At 55.3% G+C, this 13403-nt stretch carries 13 protein-coding genes, 2 tRNA genes and 1 riboswitch; of the genes, 5 read left to right on the forward strand and 10 right to left on the reverse strand.

What is annotated here, in order from left to right:
• Positions 1–359: 359 nt before the first annotated feature.
• The 3 genes from J3351_RS12145 to J3351_RS12155 form a co-directional block, all read right to left on the reverse strand.
• Positions 360–767, reverse strand: a complete 408-nt coding sequence (locus tag J3351_RS12145) for a hypothetical protein (RefSeq protein WP_186850445.1) — start codon at positions 765–767, stop codon at positions 360–362.
• A gap of 109 nt (positions 768–876) precedes the next feature.
• Positions 877–3234 carry a peptidase domain-containing ABC transporter gene (locus J3351_RS12150; protein ID WP_207697841.1) on the reverse strand — a complete coding sequence of 786 codons (2358 nt, stop codon included), beginning with the start codon at positions 3232–3234 and terminating at the stop codon, positions 877–879.
• Positions 3235–3706: 472 nt separating this feature from the next.
• Positions 3707–3783 (reverse strand) — tRNA-Asn (locus J3351_RS12155).
• A 342-nt stretch (positions 3784–4125) separates the two neighbouring features.
• Between J3351_RS12155 and J3351_RS12160 the strand changes: the two genes are divergently transcribed.
• The 3 genes from J3351_RS12160 to sigG all read left to right on the forward strand — a co-directional run bounded on the left by J3351_RS12160 (position 4126) and on the right by sigG (position 6719).
• Entirely contained in the window at positions 4126–4989 is an 864-nt protein-coding gene (locus J3351_RS12160) for a sigma-E processing peptidase SpoIIGA (protein ID WP_207697842.1), read from the forward strand.
• A 38-nt stretch (positions 4990–5027) separates the two neighbouring features.
• Positions 5028–5720 carry a sigma-70 family RNA polymerase sigma factor gene (locus J3351_RS12165; protein WP_187115630.1) on the forward strand — a complete coding sequence of 231 codons (693 nt, stop codon included), beginning with the start codon at positions 5028–5030 and terminating at the stop codon, positions 5718–5720.
• Between the two features lie 234 nt (positions 5721–5954).
• Positions 5955–6719: an RNA polymerase sporulation sigma factor SigG gene (sigG, locus tag J3351_RS12170; protein WP_156065914.1), complete on the forward strand. Its 765-nt coding sequence runs from the start codon at positions 5955–5957 to the stop codon at positions 6717–6719.
• 36 nt (positions 6720–6755) lie between these two features.
• Here sigG and J3351_RS12175 read toward each other — a convergent pair whose 3' ends face one another.
• Entirely contained in the window at positions 6756–7001 is a 246-nt protein-coding gene (locus J3351_RS12175) for a sporulation transcriptional regulator SpoIIID (protein WP_005932131.1), read from the reverse strand.
• A 110-nt stretch (positions 7002–7111) separates the two neighbouring features.
• Positions 7112–7214, forward strand: a riboswitch (TPP riboswitch).
• A gap of 88 nt (positions 7215–7302) precedes the next feature.
• On the opposite strand from J3351_RS12175, the gene thiT reads away from it, so the two are divergent.
• Together thiT and J3351_RS12185 are read left to right on the forward strand one after the other, a co-directional pair.
• Positions 7303–7875, forward strand: coding sequence for an energy-coupled thiamine transporter ThiT (thiT, locus tag J3351_RS12180; RefSeq protein ID WP_005932129.1), 573 nt, complete (start codon positions 7303–7305; stop codon positions 7873–7875).
• A 266-nt stretch (positions 7876–8141) separates the two neighbouring features.
• Positions 8142–8217 (forward strand) — tRNA-Ala (locus J3351_RS12185).
• Positions 8218–8396: 179 nt separating this feature from the next.
• Here the strand turns inward: J3351_RS12185 and J3351_RS12190 are convergent.
• The 6 genes from J3351_RS12190 to J3351_RS12215 all read right to left on the reverse strand — a co-directional run bounded on the left by J3351_RS12190 (position 8397) and on the right by J3351_RS12215 (position 13098).
• Positions 8397–9995 (reverse strand): recombinase family protein, encoded by a 1599-nt coding sequence (locus tag J3351_RS12190; protein ID WP_112145132.1) that lies wholly within the window; start codon positions 9993–9995, stop codon positions 8397–8399.
• A 138-nt stretch (positions 9996–10133) separates the two neighbouring features.
• Positions 10134–10319, reverse strand: coding sequence for a hypothetical protein (locus J3351_RS12195; protein ID WP_015565653.1), 186 nt, complete (start codon positions 10317–10319; stop codon positions 10134–10136).
• A 107-nt stretch (positions 10320–10426) separates the two neighbouring features.
• Positions 10427–11245 (reverse strand): DUF6551 family protein, encoded by an 819-nt coding sequence (locus J3351_RS12200; protein WP_015565652.1) that lies wholly within the window; start codon positions 11243–11245, stop codon positions 10427–10429.
• Positions 11236–11910 (reverse strand): type II toxin-antitoxin system PemK/MazF family toxin, encoded by a 675-nt coding sequence (locus tag J3351_RS12205; protein WP_207697843.1) that lies wholly within the window; start codon positions 11908–11910, stop codon positions 11236–11238. The genes J3351_RS12200 and J3351_RS12205 overlap by 10 nt, the downstream gene beginning before the upstream one ends.
• Before the next feature lie 87 nt (positions 11911–11997).
• The gene (locus tag J3351_RS12210; RefSeq protein WP_005927345.1) at positions 11998–12225 is read right to left on the reverse strand and encodes a hypothetical protein; all 228 of its coding nucleotides are present in this window, start codon (positions 12223–12225) and stop codon (positions 11998–12000) included.
• 402 nt (positions 12226–12627) lie between these two features.
• On the reverse strand, positions 12628–13098 hold the full coding sequence (locus J3351_RS12215) for a sigma factor-like helix-turn-helix DNA-binding protein (protein WP_097791182.1): 471 nt from the start codon (positions 13096–13098) through the stop codon (positions 12628–12630).
• Positions 13099–13403: the final 305 nt, after the last annotated feature.

Below are 13403 nucleotides of genomic sequence, written 5' to 3' on the forward strand. Positions count from 1 at the left end.
CACTGTGGGCAAGTCTGCGTTCACACTACGCAAAGGGAAACCCGCCGTACACTGCGCTATGCCAAGGGCTCTCCCTTCGGGAGAGCTGGCGCAAAGCGCCTGAGAGGGTGAGGATGCTCACGGTAAGCCACTCACACAGCGATAAAGTGTCACTATGTAAAGAGCATTCCTGTAAGGATAAACATAATCTTCTACCACACACAATTGCCTACCGCAACGCGATAAGCAACATAAAAATAAGGTGTGCCAGGAGGCACACGCCTCCTGGCACACCATAACGAGGCATTGTTGTCTGCCCCGCGCTAACAAGTAGGGCGGTGCAGTTTCCTCAACGCTTCATAATTTCAGATCACGTCTAATTAGACAGTGAACTTAACTTCAGTCTCCTTGACGGTGTTCTTGGTGGGAGCCACGCCCAGGTTGTAGACAGCAGCAGCAATGCCCAGAGCGTTCATAGCATAGTCACCAAAGTTGTTCTTCTCGATCTTGTTGCCGTGAACATTGGTGCCGAACAGGTTCTTGCCGATGTTGCCGACTTCCTTCCAAGTGGTCTGGCCGCTGAACAGGACACCGATGGTGCGGTCAATGGTAGACTTCAGGAAGGTGTTGCCAACCAGAGTCACGATGTTGGTGTTGAAGGTCTTGACGTTGTCCAGAGTCCAGATAGGAGCGGTAACAGCGCCGATAGCGTCGATAAAGCTAGCGCCACCGTTGACGTAGGTCATTTCGTTCTCTGCGATAACAGAGTAGTTTGCAGGCATCATCATAATGAATTACTCCCTTCAAATGAATGAAAAAACTTATTTAGCGATCTTTTTCCGGCTGCGCATCCATCCAAAGATCATTTATGTAACCGAGTGCGCACTCGGCTGCAACTTAATAGGTCATTGCCTCGCCATCGTCGTCTTCTTCAACAACTGCCGCGGGGGCAACGGGTACAGGCTCTTCCTTTTTGCGGCGGAAGATGCCCTGCTGCAGGTTCCAGAGCTCGTAATATTTGCCCTGCTTTGCCAGCAGCTCGTCATGGGTACCGCGCTCCACGATCTGGCCGTGATCCATGACCAGGATCAGGTCACAGTCTCGGATGGTGGAAAGGCGGTGTGCCACGATCAGCATCGAACGGTCAGCCAGCTGGTTATAGATCATATCAAAGATGGTATTCTCTGTACCAAAGTCCAGGCTGGAGGTCGATTCATCAAAGATGTAAAGGCTCGAATCCTTCAGGAACGCACGGGCCAGTGCAATGCGCTGCTTTTCACCACCGGACAGGCCGTTGCCGGCTTCCTCCAGATAGGTGTTGTACTGCAGCGGCAGCTTGCGGATGAACTCGTGTGCGTCGGCCTTCTTGGCCGCCTCCCGTACCTGATCGAGGGTCGCCTCGGGGCGGGAGATACGGATATTCTCGAAGATCGTCTTGCTGAACAGCTCAACGTTCTGCGGGACATAGGAAATGCAGCGGCGGACGGATGCATTGCTGTACTCGTCCAGATCAACGCCATTCACGCTGATAGTACCGCTCTCCGGCTCGTAATACTTGAGCAGGAGCTTGGTGATGGTGGACTTACCGGAACCCGAGGAACCAACCAGCGCCACCTTTTTCCCCTGCGGGATGGTGAAGGAGATGTGGTCCAGTGCCGGGGTGCGGTTGCCATACCGGAAGGTGACATCCTTGAACTCAATGTCGCCCTCCATGCTCTCCATCTCGGTGTACTCTCTGGTATCGTCCTGCTCGGATTCATAATCCATGATTTCCGTCAGGCGCTTCATGGAGATGGAAGCCTCCTGAATGGACATCTGCATACTGATGAGCTCGCTCACCGGAGAAGTAAAGTAGCCCGAAAGGGTGCTGAACGCCATGTAGCCGCCCAGCGTCAGCTGGCCATTCAGCACCTGCGTGATGCCCACATAGGTGGTGACCATGTTCAACACGGTCATGATCACGCTGGAGATCAGGCTCTGGCCGGTGCTGATCTTGCTGGAACGCAGGCTGATCTTCAGGCTCTTGATGTATTCACGCTCAAGGGCTTCCAGCTCACGCTCTTCGCAGGCATTGCACTTGATGGTCTCGATGCCGCGCAGGCTCTCGATCATCTGGCTGTTCAGAACGGCCGACTGCACCATCGTCTCTTCATTGATCCGCTTGTAGGGCTGCTTGAAGATGATGACGAGCAGCAGGCTCAGAACGGTGGTAAACAGGGTAATGGAGAACAGCGAAGAGTTCATCCGGAACAAGACAAAGCCTGTACCCACGGCCATCACAATGTCCATGACCACGCTCATTGCAATGCTGGTCAGCACCGATTTGATGGTGCCTGCATCGGAATAGCGGGTGGTGATCTCGCCGGTCTTACGGGATGCAAAGAACTTCATCGGCAGTTTGTACACATGCTCGAAGTAGCCCAGCATCAACGGGATATCAATTTTAATGGAAAGGAAGATCAGGATCCACTGTCTCACAGTCGAGAGCAGCGTGCTGGTCAGGTTGACCACACTGAACACGACAATGAGCGATATGAGCAGATTTTTCAGCCCATAAGGCAGCACCTCATCCATAATCGCCTTATTAAAGACGGTGGACACGATGCCGATCAGTGTCAGGATCACTGAACTGAGAATAGCGTAAGCAAACAGCTTTTTCTGAGGAAGCAGCAGATCCATGTACCGCTTCAACATGTTGTTGCGGGCTGCCTTGGCTTCCTCTTTGCCCTCCACCTTATGCTTGCCGGTGCCGCCCTTGAACTCCGCTGTGGGGTTCAGCAGCAGCAGCACGCCGGTGAAGTTTTTATAGAACTCATCCAGGCTGATCTTTTTCAGTTCATTTGCAGGGTCGCCAATGACGACGTAATCCTTGCATTTGTACTTTTTGCTTGCATCAGCCTTGCGTTCTTCTTCCTGCACCACATGCTTGCGGCGGGCATCGTCCTCCTTGATGGTCGTCTTTTTGAAGATGACCACAAAGTGGGTCATGCCCTGGTCGGTAATGACCTGCGCAATTGCGGGCAGGGTGAAATCGCTTAAAAAGTTTTCGCGGTCAACACGGACAGCCGCCGTGCTGAAGCCCAGCTCATTGGCTGCTTTCTGCAGGCCAACGAGGTTCGTGCCTTTCATGTCGGTTCCCATCATATCCCGCAGGCGGGTGATGGTGATTTCCTTTTTGTAATGGAGGCACACCATTGCGAGCGAAGCGGCCGCGCAGTCCGTAGAATCGTGCTGCCGCACATAGGTATAACGCATACGATGTTTCCTTTACAAGAGACCGACAACCAAAAGCAAACGATCTCTTTTTCAATGTACTGTGTCTATTTCAAAACTACGGCTTTTATTCTAGCACACCCGGCCTGTTTGCACAAGCCCCAGTTTGCTGTTGTTTTGACCGTAGGTCTGACAAATGAAAAAGGTTTTCTTTTTGCACTCCGGTTTAACAGCGCATAGCCTTCTGCTTTGCCCTGCCCTGCGGAGAACCAGGGCAAAGCAGAAGTCCGCTGCTATCAAAAGAAGGGAGCGCCTACCCTTTGATCTGAGTCAATCACCACAGAACGTTTAAAAACTGTTCCAAGGTTTGGGTGTAGTATACCACAATCTGACAGCATCTTCAAGAGGACATTTTTTAAGAAACCATTAATTTTGAAGATTTTGTGAAAAAAGTCTCAGATTGGTTACAACACCCGGTTAAAAAACAAGCGGCGAAGTTGCCCTCGCCGCCTAATGGCGCCTCTTGCCTGACTCGAACAGGCGACACCCTGATTAACAGTCAGGTGCTCTAACCGACTGAGCTAAAGAGGCACATCTTTCAAAACGCAATTCCGCAGCGCACAATTGACTGCGAGATGTATTATAACTCCTCCCGCTCCCTTTTGCAAGCCTTTTTTGGAAATTTGTGAAAAAAGTTTTTCAAAAGGGCTAACCCTCTCAGTCAAAGCCTTGCGGCTTTGCCAGCTCCCCCGAGGGGGGAGCCTTTGGCAGGACCACCGCAAGTAGCTGCTAAAGGCCGGGGCAGTCTTGGCTCCCCCTTTGGGGGAGCTGGCGCGTTAGCGCCTGAGAGGGCGAGCCCGTGTTCCGACATCCTTTTTCTTACGCTTCTGTTACCCTGTCAATACCAGAAAGAAGGTGCCGCCCATCAAGACTGTGATCTACCTCGATGTCCTGCTGCTGACGAATTTTGCGCTCACGCTGCTGTTCCTGCTGGCGTCTGGGCTGCTGGCCGGGGTGGAGTGCCGGGCCGGGCGGCTGCTGTTGGGCGGGGCAGCGGGGGCAGCTTCCTCGTTGGCCCTGCTGGCCCCGGAAGCGCCGGACGCTGCCGCGCTCTTATATAAAGTGTCAACCGCCGCCCTCACGGTGGCTGCCGCCTACGGCTGGCCCGGTGGCCGATGCTTCGCCCGGCTTGTGGGGTGGTTCTGCGCGGGAAATCTGCTGCTGGCGGGGGCACTGCTCCTGCCCGGGGCCCAGACCAACAACGGCTGCATCTACCTGCCCCTTTCGCCGGGGGCACTGCTGGCGGGCGCGGGCGGGGTGTTGCTGGCCGTGCAGGGGGTGCTCCGCTTTCTGGGCCGGGGCGGCGGGCAGGTATTCCCCGCCCGGCTCACCGTGGCAGACACAGCGCTGGATGTCCGGGCCTTCTGCGATACCGGCTTTTCGGTGCAGGAACCGCTTTCGGGCCGGGCGGTGGTGCTGGTGCGGTTCGGTGCCGTGCAGGGCCGCCTGCCGCCCGCCCTGGGTACTTATCTGGAGCAGCACTTTGCCGGGGCCGCTCCCCTGCCCGTCCCGGCGCTGGGGGTGCGCCTTGTTCCCTGCACCACCGTGGCCGGGCACTGTATCCTGCCGGCCGTCCCGGCCAGCCTGTGCCGCACCGGCTCTCCCGCCGGGCAGGGCATGGCCGAGCACCTTTATGCCGCCTTCGCCGATCTCCCCCCGCCGCCTGATGGGTGGGAAGTGCTGGTGGGGGTGGAAGCGTTGGAAATGATTCACCCCCTCCGTCACCGCCAAGCGTGACCGAGGGCTTCACAAAGGAGGAACCGCCCTTGCATCATCTGCTTTCACTTCTTTGCCGTCTTTATTGCTTTCTGCTGGCCCCTTCCGCCGCCCACTACATCAACGGCGGGCCCAGCCTGCCGCCGCCGCTGACACCGGAACAGGAAAAGGCCCTGCTGACCCGGATGATGGCGGGGGATGCCGCCGCGCGCGATGACCTCATCACCCATAACCTGCGGCTGGTGGTCTACCTTGCCAAAAAGTACGAGAACAGCGGTGTGCCGCAGGAGGACATGATCTCCATTGGCACCATCGGGCTGATCAAGGCGGTAAACACCTTTACGCCCGCGCGGAACATCAAGCTGGCCACCTACGCCAGCCGGTGCATCGGCAACGAGATCCTGATGTACCTGCGCAAAAGCTCCAACCGGCGGCAGGAGGCCAGCATCGACGAGCCCCTGAACACCGACGGCGACGGCAACGAGCTGCTGCTCTCGGATGTGCTGGGCAGCGACGAAAATCTTGTGGGCCTGCAATTGGAGCAGGCCGCCGAGCGCGCCACCCTCCGGCGCTCCGTGGAGCAGCTGGCCCCCCGGGAGCGGCAGATCATGGAGCTGCGCTTCGGCCTTGTGGACGGCGTGGAGCACACCCAGAAGGAAGCCGCCGATGCCCTTGGCATCAGCCAAAGCTACATCTCCCGGCTGGAAAAGCGGATCATCCGTCAGCTGAAAGAGGTGCTGGAGCGGGAGTAACCGGCAGCTGGCTCACCCTCTCAGGCGCTAACGCGCCAGCTCCCCCAAAGGGGGAGCCAAGACTGCCCCAGCCTTTAGCACCTGCTTGCGGTTGCCCTGCCAAAGGCTCTCCCTTTGGGAGAGCTGGCATTGCGAAGCAATGACTGAGAGGGCGAGGCTGCTAACAATTCCCATGTATCTTCCCCGCCCTCTTACCCCATACTTCCGGTATCAACGTAACCGGAGGTTCGGGGGATGTACAACAAAGTGGAATTATGCGGGGTGGACACGGCCCAGCTGCCGGTGCTTTCCGAAACGGAAAAGCGGCAGCTGCTCACCCGGGCGCGGGCAGGCGATGCCGCCGCCCGGCAGGCCATGATCGAGGGCAACCTGCGGCTTGTCCTGAGCGTGGTGCAACGGTTCGCGCAGCGGGGGGAGAATCTGGACGACCTGTTTCAGGTGGGGTGCATCGGGCTCATCAAGGCCATCGACAACTTTGACCCGGCCCAGCCGGTGCGGTTTTCCACCTACGGCGTGCCCATGATCATCGGGGAGATCCGGCGCTTCCTGCGGGACAACAACGCCCTGCGGGTCAGCCGCAGCCTGCGCGATGCCGCCTACAAGGCCATGCAGGCCCGGGAGACGCTGGAAAAGCAGCTGGGCCGGGAGCCCACCGTGGACGAGGTGGCCCGGCAGGCAGGACTTTCCCGCCGGGAGGTGAACGCGGCGCTGGAATCGGTGGTGGAGCCCATCAGCCTGGAAGAGCCCCTTTACACCGATGGCGGCGATGCCATGTATGTCATCGATCAGGTGCGCGACCCGGACAGCGAGGACAGCTGGATCAGCGGGTTGGAGTTCCGGCAGACCGTGGCCGGGCTGACCCCGCGCGAAAAGCGGATCATGGAGCTGCGCTACCTCAAGGGCGAGACCCAGATGGAGGTGGCGCGGGAGATCGGCATCAGCCAGGCGCAGGTCTCCCGGCTGGAAAAGGCCGCGCTGGAGCAGTTCCGGCACAAATAAACAGGAGAGCGGCACAGGCCTCCCTGCGCCGCTCTCCTACTTTTTGTATTTGCGCCTGGTCGCCGCCCCGCCCCGCAGATGGCGCTCGGCCTTGTTGCGGGCCAGCACGGCCTGCACCCGGGCAAACAGGGCCGCATCCACGGCCCGCAGGCGGGTGGATACATCCTTGTGCACCGTTGATTTGCTGCACCCAAACGCCCGGGCGGCTGCCCGCACCGTGGCACTGTGCTCTGCAATGTACTCTCCCAGCAGCGCCGCCCGCTGCTCCGGCTCCACGTTCATCCGGTCACGCCTCCCCTGTTTGCGGTCTCCCTAAAAAATATGAGCCAGCGGCCGCCAATATGCCCGCCGGGGCTTGACATTTGGGCGCTGGCCGCTATACTGGGAGCTGGACATAAAAACAGGGGCGCTGAAAAGCTGAGATCCGCACCTGAGCGGAGTACCCTCGAACCTGATCCGGGTAATGCCGGCGTAGGTAGTTTGCGGAAAGGTCCACCCTCTTCACAAACGAAGCCCATGCGCCTGCCTTTTTGTGCGGGTGCATTTGTTTTTGTGTACTATTATCTGAGAAGAGGAATCTCCCATGTCAAAAACCTATTCCAAGACCCGCATTCTTGTGGAGTGCGCCCTGATGATCGCCATTGGCACCGTGCTGAGCAACATCAAGTTCTTCACCCTGCCCAACGGCGGCAGCGTTACCCTGCTGAGCATGCTGCCCTTTGTGCTGGTCTCCTTCCGCCACGGCGTGAAGTGGGGCCTGTTCACCGGCTTTGTCAACGGCTGCCTGCAGATGCTGCTGGGCTTCTGGGCACCCCCGACCCCGACCTTCCTGTATTTCCTGGGTGAAGTCCTGCTGGACTACCTGGTGGCCTTTATGGCGCTGGGCACTGCCGAGTTCTTTGCCCGTCCCTTCAAGAACCGGATGGTCGGCGTGGCCGTGGGCACATTTATGGCAGGCTTCCTGCGCTTTATGTGCAGCTTCCTGTCCGGTGTGCTGGTCTGGGGCAACCTGAACGAAGGCCTGTCTGCCTGGACTTACAGCCTGGTGTACAACGGCAGCTACATGCTGCCCGAGACCCTGCTGACCATGGTGGCCGCCGTTCTGCTCTGCCGTGTGGCTCCGCAGATCTTTGACCGCCAGCACGCAAAGGCCTAACCTATCTTCACTTTGTTCCGCGCCCTGCCCGGCTCCGTGCCCGGCAGGGCTTTTTTGTTTTTGCAGACTTTTTCAAATTGGGTGTTGACAACCGCCCGCCCGGCTGGTATAATAACTCACGTCGCAGGACACCAACCGAATATGTGGGGGATTAGCTCAGCTGGGAGCCCGGTTGGTATCAAAACACACCCCCAGTCAGATAGTCCTGCGACAATCAAATTCCCAACAAAAAACTCCATCCAAGAGGTTCGCTTCTTGGATTTTATGGGGGATTAGCTCAGCTGGGAGAGCGCTTGCATGGCATGCAAGAGGTCAGCGGTTCGATCCCGCTATTCTCCACCAAAAAAGCACTGTACTTCGTAGGAAGTATGGTGCTTTTCTTTTTGCTTTCTTGGAGGTCACACTGAAAATCAGCCAAATGCCTGATTTTGCAGGCGTATGGACGGCAACCCCCAATTCTTGCTGTTTCGTTGTTTTTGAAAATGCTTGTTCGATGCCCGACTGTTTTGCAGGCGGACGTATCACTCCCCCTCAATGTAAGGAGTGAGATCGAAGTTGAACGAGATGTTGATCTGGTATCCGCGATATACGTCTACCCTGCGGATGAGCTGGTTGACGATCATCTTCTTCGCTTCAAAATTTGCACTGTCGTACAGGTCAGCATAAGAAATCAGTTCATCATACAGCCGCGACACTTTATCCATCAGCTCAGCCGTTTTCTCCAGTTCTTCACTGGCCGCTTCGCAAAGGTTTTCCAGCTCCGTGAGTTTCTCTTCCTGCGCTGTAATCATTTCGGCAAGGGTTTCTCTCGGTAACACGCTTTCACCTTTGATGCAAGCTAAAACCTCGGTTTTCAGTGCGAACAGGTCTTTTTCTGCCTTGTTCCGCTGTGTCTGAAGGTCTTGCAGATGATTCTTGCGTTCCGCATTCTCTTTTTCATAGCGTTTTGTAACGATCTGCTCTTTGGGGATACCCCTCATCTTGGAGAAAATCTGGCGGACAGCTTTATCAATGATCTCATCCAGAATGTGGACGGTATATCCCGTCTGCCCGGTGCAGTTGGTCTGCTTGCGGAGCTTTCCGTAACAGGTATAGCGAATACGCAGCGTATCGTCTAACGATCCATCTGCCATTTTTCGCCATTTACGGCTGCTGGTCAGTTCCAGCTTTGCACCGCAGTGTCCGCAGTAAGCGTTGCCGGCAAGCAGCGACTTCCCATGGATGTTCAAAGGAAGACGATTTTCGGCTTCCGCAGTTGAGCGCACAGAGCGTTCATTCCGAATGCGCTGTGCGTTTTCAAACTGTTCCTGCGGGACAATCTGCAAATCCGGCATCAATTCTGACCGTGCATCCCCACAGCGGAGAACGCCGGTGTAGGTCAGGTTTTGTACCATCCCCCGAATACTGGATGGGTGCCAGCACTTTCCAGACCTTGCGCGATAGCCAGAATTGTTCAGATAGGTAGCAATGTGCTGCGGGCCGTAGCCCTCATACACATATTTGTCAAAGACAATCCGCACTACGGCAGCTTCCTGCTCGTTGATGTGCAGTTCGTACAGTTCATGCTTGCGCTTGTTGATACGCCCACTCCGTACAAGGTCATAGCCATAAGGCGCATTTCCGCCCTTGAAGTGACCTTCTTCTACAAGCTGGCGCAGACTGGTGCGGGTACGGACGGAAGTCTTTTCGCTTTCTCCGTCCGCCTGCCAGAATCGGATGTAGTTCAGCAGTTTGTCAGTGTGGTTGTCGAAACGCTGCTCACCCTCTTGGGTACTCCATACCCGGATGCCGTTCCGTACAAACCATTCCACAACAAAGGGCGTTTCATCTGCGATACGACCGATACGGTCGAACATGAATACCAGCAGGATATCGAACTTGCCCTTTCGGGCATAGTCCTTGATGATCTGGAGCTTGTCGCGGGCGGCGGCCCGGACTTTGTGGCCGGACACGCCTTCTTCCTGTTCTTCATGGACGATGACCCAGCCCTTCGATTCAGCGAATTTATGGCAAGCCTTTCGCTGCATGGGCAGGTCTGCTTCATGGTTGGAGTTGAAATCCACCTGCTTATCGGTGGAAACGCGGTACAAGCAGCACACGCGATTGTTATTTCTTGTCATTGTAAATTCCTCACTTTCATCATAAAAGTGGGGATAGGCTTTATTTCGTTGTCAAAGAACGTCCGGCAATGGCTCGGTTTGTAATATCGCCCGTTACCGCACTCAGTATAGCGTTTGATTCTGCATTCGTCCATGATGTCAACCTACCTTCTTCGTATAGCTGGTGGCAAGCAGGATGTTCCGAATGCGCTCAAACGCTTCCGGGTTGGGTTCCTTGGAAAAGCTAAAAACGACAGGATAACCGTTGATTACATGATATTGCCGGTCGGCATCACGGTCAGCCGCAGGAAGGTTCTCTGCGACCTGTGAAAATTTATCGATCATAAGATTGTAACTCCTATTATGAATAAATGCTGTTGTCTTAATATGTAACAATGGGCATCTGCGTTGTGCGGATGCCCATTGTCTTTAAGGAGAGATTCCTGTAAATGTCAGAACTTCATCGGCAGCGCATCCTTACGGGATTTGCCGTTGTACGCCGCATAGATGGGGAAAACGTATTTCTTCCATCCGGGCAGCTTTGCCGGGTTGTCCATCCCGGTGCGGTAGATTTCCATGGGATGGACGCTGCGCAGGGCACGGATCAGCCGTTCCTCGTTGAACTCACCGTGATACACTTCCACGAAGTACATCACACCCTTCAGGACTGCGGCACGGAAGGAATCGGGTTTGCCCTCCCATGCGTCCACAATCAGCCGCAGAGCCTCGCAGTAGATTTTCTCGCCCATCTGGTTGTACAGCTTGAGTGCAGTGCCTACGCAGCTGATGCGGTAGTCGCTCAACTGCAAGCTGTCATAGTTGAAGTCCAGACCCACCCGGTTGGTGGCTGCGAGGAATGCCATGGAAAGAGCATCCTCGCCCACGACCTTGGCACGGAGCTTGATGCCCGCCGTCAGCGGTGCAGCGTGACCGTTCTGCTCTGCGAAGAACAGGGCTTCCTGCTGCATCGTCAGACCCGTATACACCTTGCAGAGAATCGGGAGGTCTTTGCCACCGTTGCGCAGGATACGCGCTTCAATGGTGTGCTGGCCGTCCGTCACATAATACCGGCCATTGCGGAAGCTGATTTTCGGTTCGTTCGCCGTATATTCATTGAAGTCTCTTGCAATCAGCTCAACGCGCTTACGCTGGATGCCCCGCTGATAAAGCTCGCGCGGGTAGATTAGCTTGCTGCTGTGAATGACCACCATCTGATAAGGAGTGGCCACATTGAAAGATGCGGAAAAGTTGTTGGTGTTGCTCAGTCGCATTGCATTTCCTCCCGGATTCTCCAGATGTATTTTTCGGCTTCTGCTAAAATCTCACTGACCTGCTGCTTACGCTTCGGGATGGTGAGCAGGCTGGGATTAAAGGTAAAGCTGTATTCGAGCCGCTGTATCATGGCATGAACAGCGGATTGCAGCTCGGTGTACAGCATCATTTCCTCCACGCTCCCTGCGTCCTCAAAGGACGATTGAATGGGTGTGTAGGGATAGACAGGCGGCTTGCCATCCACTACTTCCGGCGGCGCATACGCTGCCGTGGAGCGGATGATGGGCTTGAGCTTCCGAATGCTGCCCAGTGGGTTTAAGGCAAGACTGTTCTTCAAGGCATAATCGAGCCGCTGCATATCTTCCGGGGCGAGATGCCCTAAGTATTTCAAAATGCGGCTTTTGTCGATGGTGAAGATCTGTTCTGCCAGAGCCATAGAGGACATAGACAGCCCTGCGTTTTCCAACAGGCAGTGGGTCGGCTGATTTACTTTCTTTTCCGCCTTGCTTGTCATGGTCGCAACGATCAGGGTTGGAGAGTGGTAATTGCCCACGTCATTCTGAAGAATGACCGCCGGGCGGTCACCGTGCTGTTCCGAGCCGGTGCTCGCCCCGAAATGGGTGAAGAAGATGTCTCCGCGTTGGAATTTCCAGTTTTGCTGCAAAATTGTACCTCCATGTTGTTATGTGCAAAGCCCGCTGCCGGATGTTCCACAGCGGGCTTCGTTCAAGGTATGGTGGTATGGTTGGGGTCAGCGGTGCATGACCACATAATCATAGCCGCGCCTCATCTGGCAGACGGTGCAGGTGTCCATGCTTCGGTCAGCGCTGGGTACAAGCGCGATCTTGAAAGCCTTTGCATCCACAAAGTGCCGCAGACAGGTGCCGCAGAGGGTGCGGATGGACTTGACCATCTCAGGGGTCAGCTCCATCTCCTCGTAGATTTCCTGCTCGCGCACCGTGGGGTTCAACTCGTCCATAAAAGTGTCCTCCTATGTATCAAAAGTGGATATTCGGGTAAAGAATAAATAAGAATACGTAAAAAACGGGAACTGCCGGATGCACAGAACGTACCCGGCAGCTCCCGGATCAATATGATTAAAGGTCTCGCATATTCGCCCTCGGCCCCCTGCGAGTGGGGCATGAACATCTGGCAGCGGACTTGTACCGCTTCATTGGCATTTCAGCCACCCCGTCTGCTTTGTGACCGGGCCGCGAATTACGGAAGTATCATTATCGGAGTACCAGATGAAGGAACTATTCAGTTTTCAAGGAACGGCTGTTCGGATGTTTCACTCTGCGGCTTGTGCCGTCTGGTGAATTGCCCTTACACTTACGAGCCATCGAGAAGGGGCAAATTGTTACCTGAAAAAGAAAATAGTTCAAAAGTTCTTCAAAAACATAGTCATTCGCTCGATTCGCTTATGAATCGTAATCCTTTTGGATTCCAAGGCACTTGCAATCTCGGACTCGGTGTACCCGGCATAGACATAGAGCGTAAGGATTTTGAGATCAAGTTCCGATAAGCTTTCAAGAGCAGCCAGCAACCGCTCATTCTCGATTTCGCCGATCCATCCAAAGCGGCTCTTGGTTTCGTGGTAGGTATCTGTTACCGTGATCGCAGCCTCATATTGCTTAAGATCTGCTGCTTTCCTTGCGTCAACGTCATCTTCGCCATCACAGACTGCCACCGTGCTGGCATCATAGGCGCGTTCACTGTTCAGGACGCCCAAATCAAACTCATACATCGCCTGAATTGCCTCTTCGCTCATTCCGGCTTCGCGGTACTGCACACGGAGTTGCTCCCACTTTGCGTTCAGCTTGCGACGTTCATTACCATTATTGAAACTCATGTGTAACCTCCAAATTTTCGATAAAGCGTAAAAAGTCGAAAATTTGGAAGGCTACGGATATTTCGCCGCTTGGGGCATCCACGAAAAACGGACAAACATAAAGCCTGCTCCTTTTTGCGGGAGCAGGCTTCCTGAAGGCTAAAAAATAGCCGGACAACCAACTAACAGAGCGGTTCTAAAAGCAGAATCACTCTATCAGCTGTTGCCCGGCTATTTGGTGCACGTTTCATACATTGCCTTGCGGCAATGGCCCGTTGCTCGGTGACGAACAGTCCATATTCAGGGTGCAATGCACCCGATTTTTG

This window comes from Faecalibacterium sp. Marseille-Q0746 (assembly GCF_017377595.1).
GTDB classification, from domain to species: domain Bacteria; phylum Bacillota; class Clostridia; order Oscillospirales; family Ruminococcaceae; genus Faecalibacterium; species Faecalibacterium duncaniae.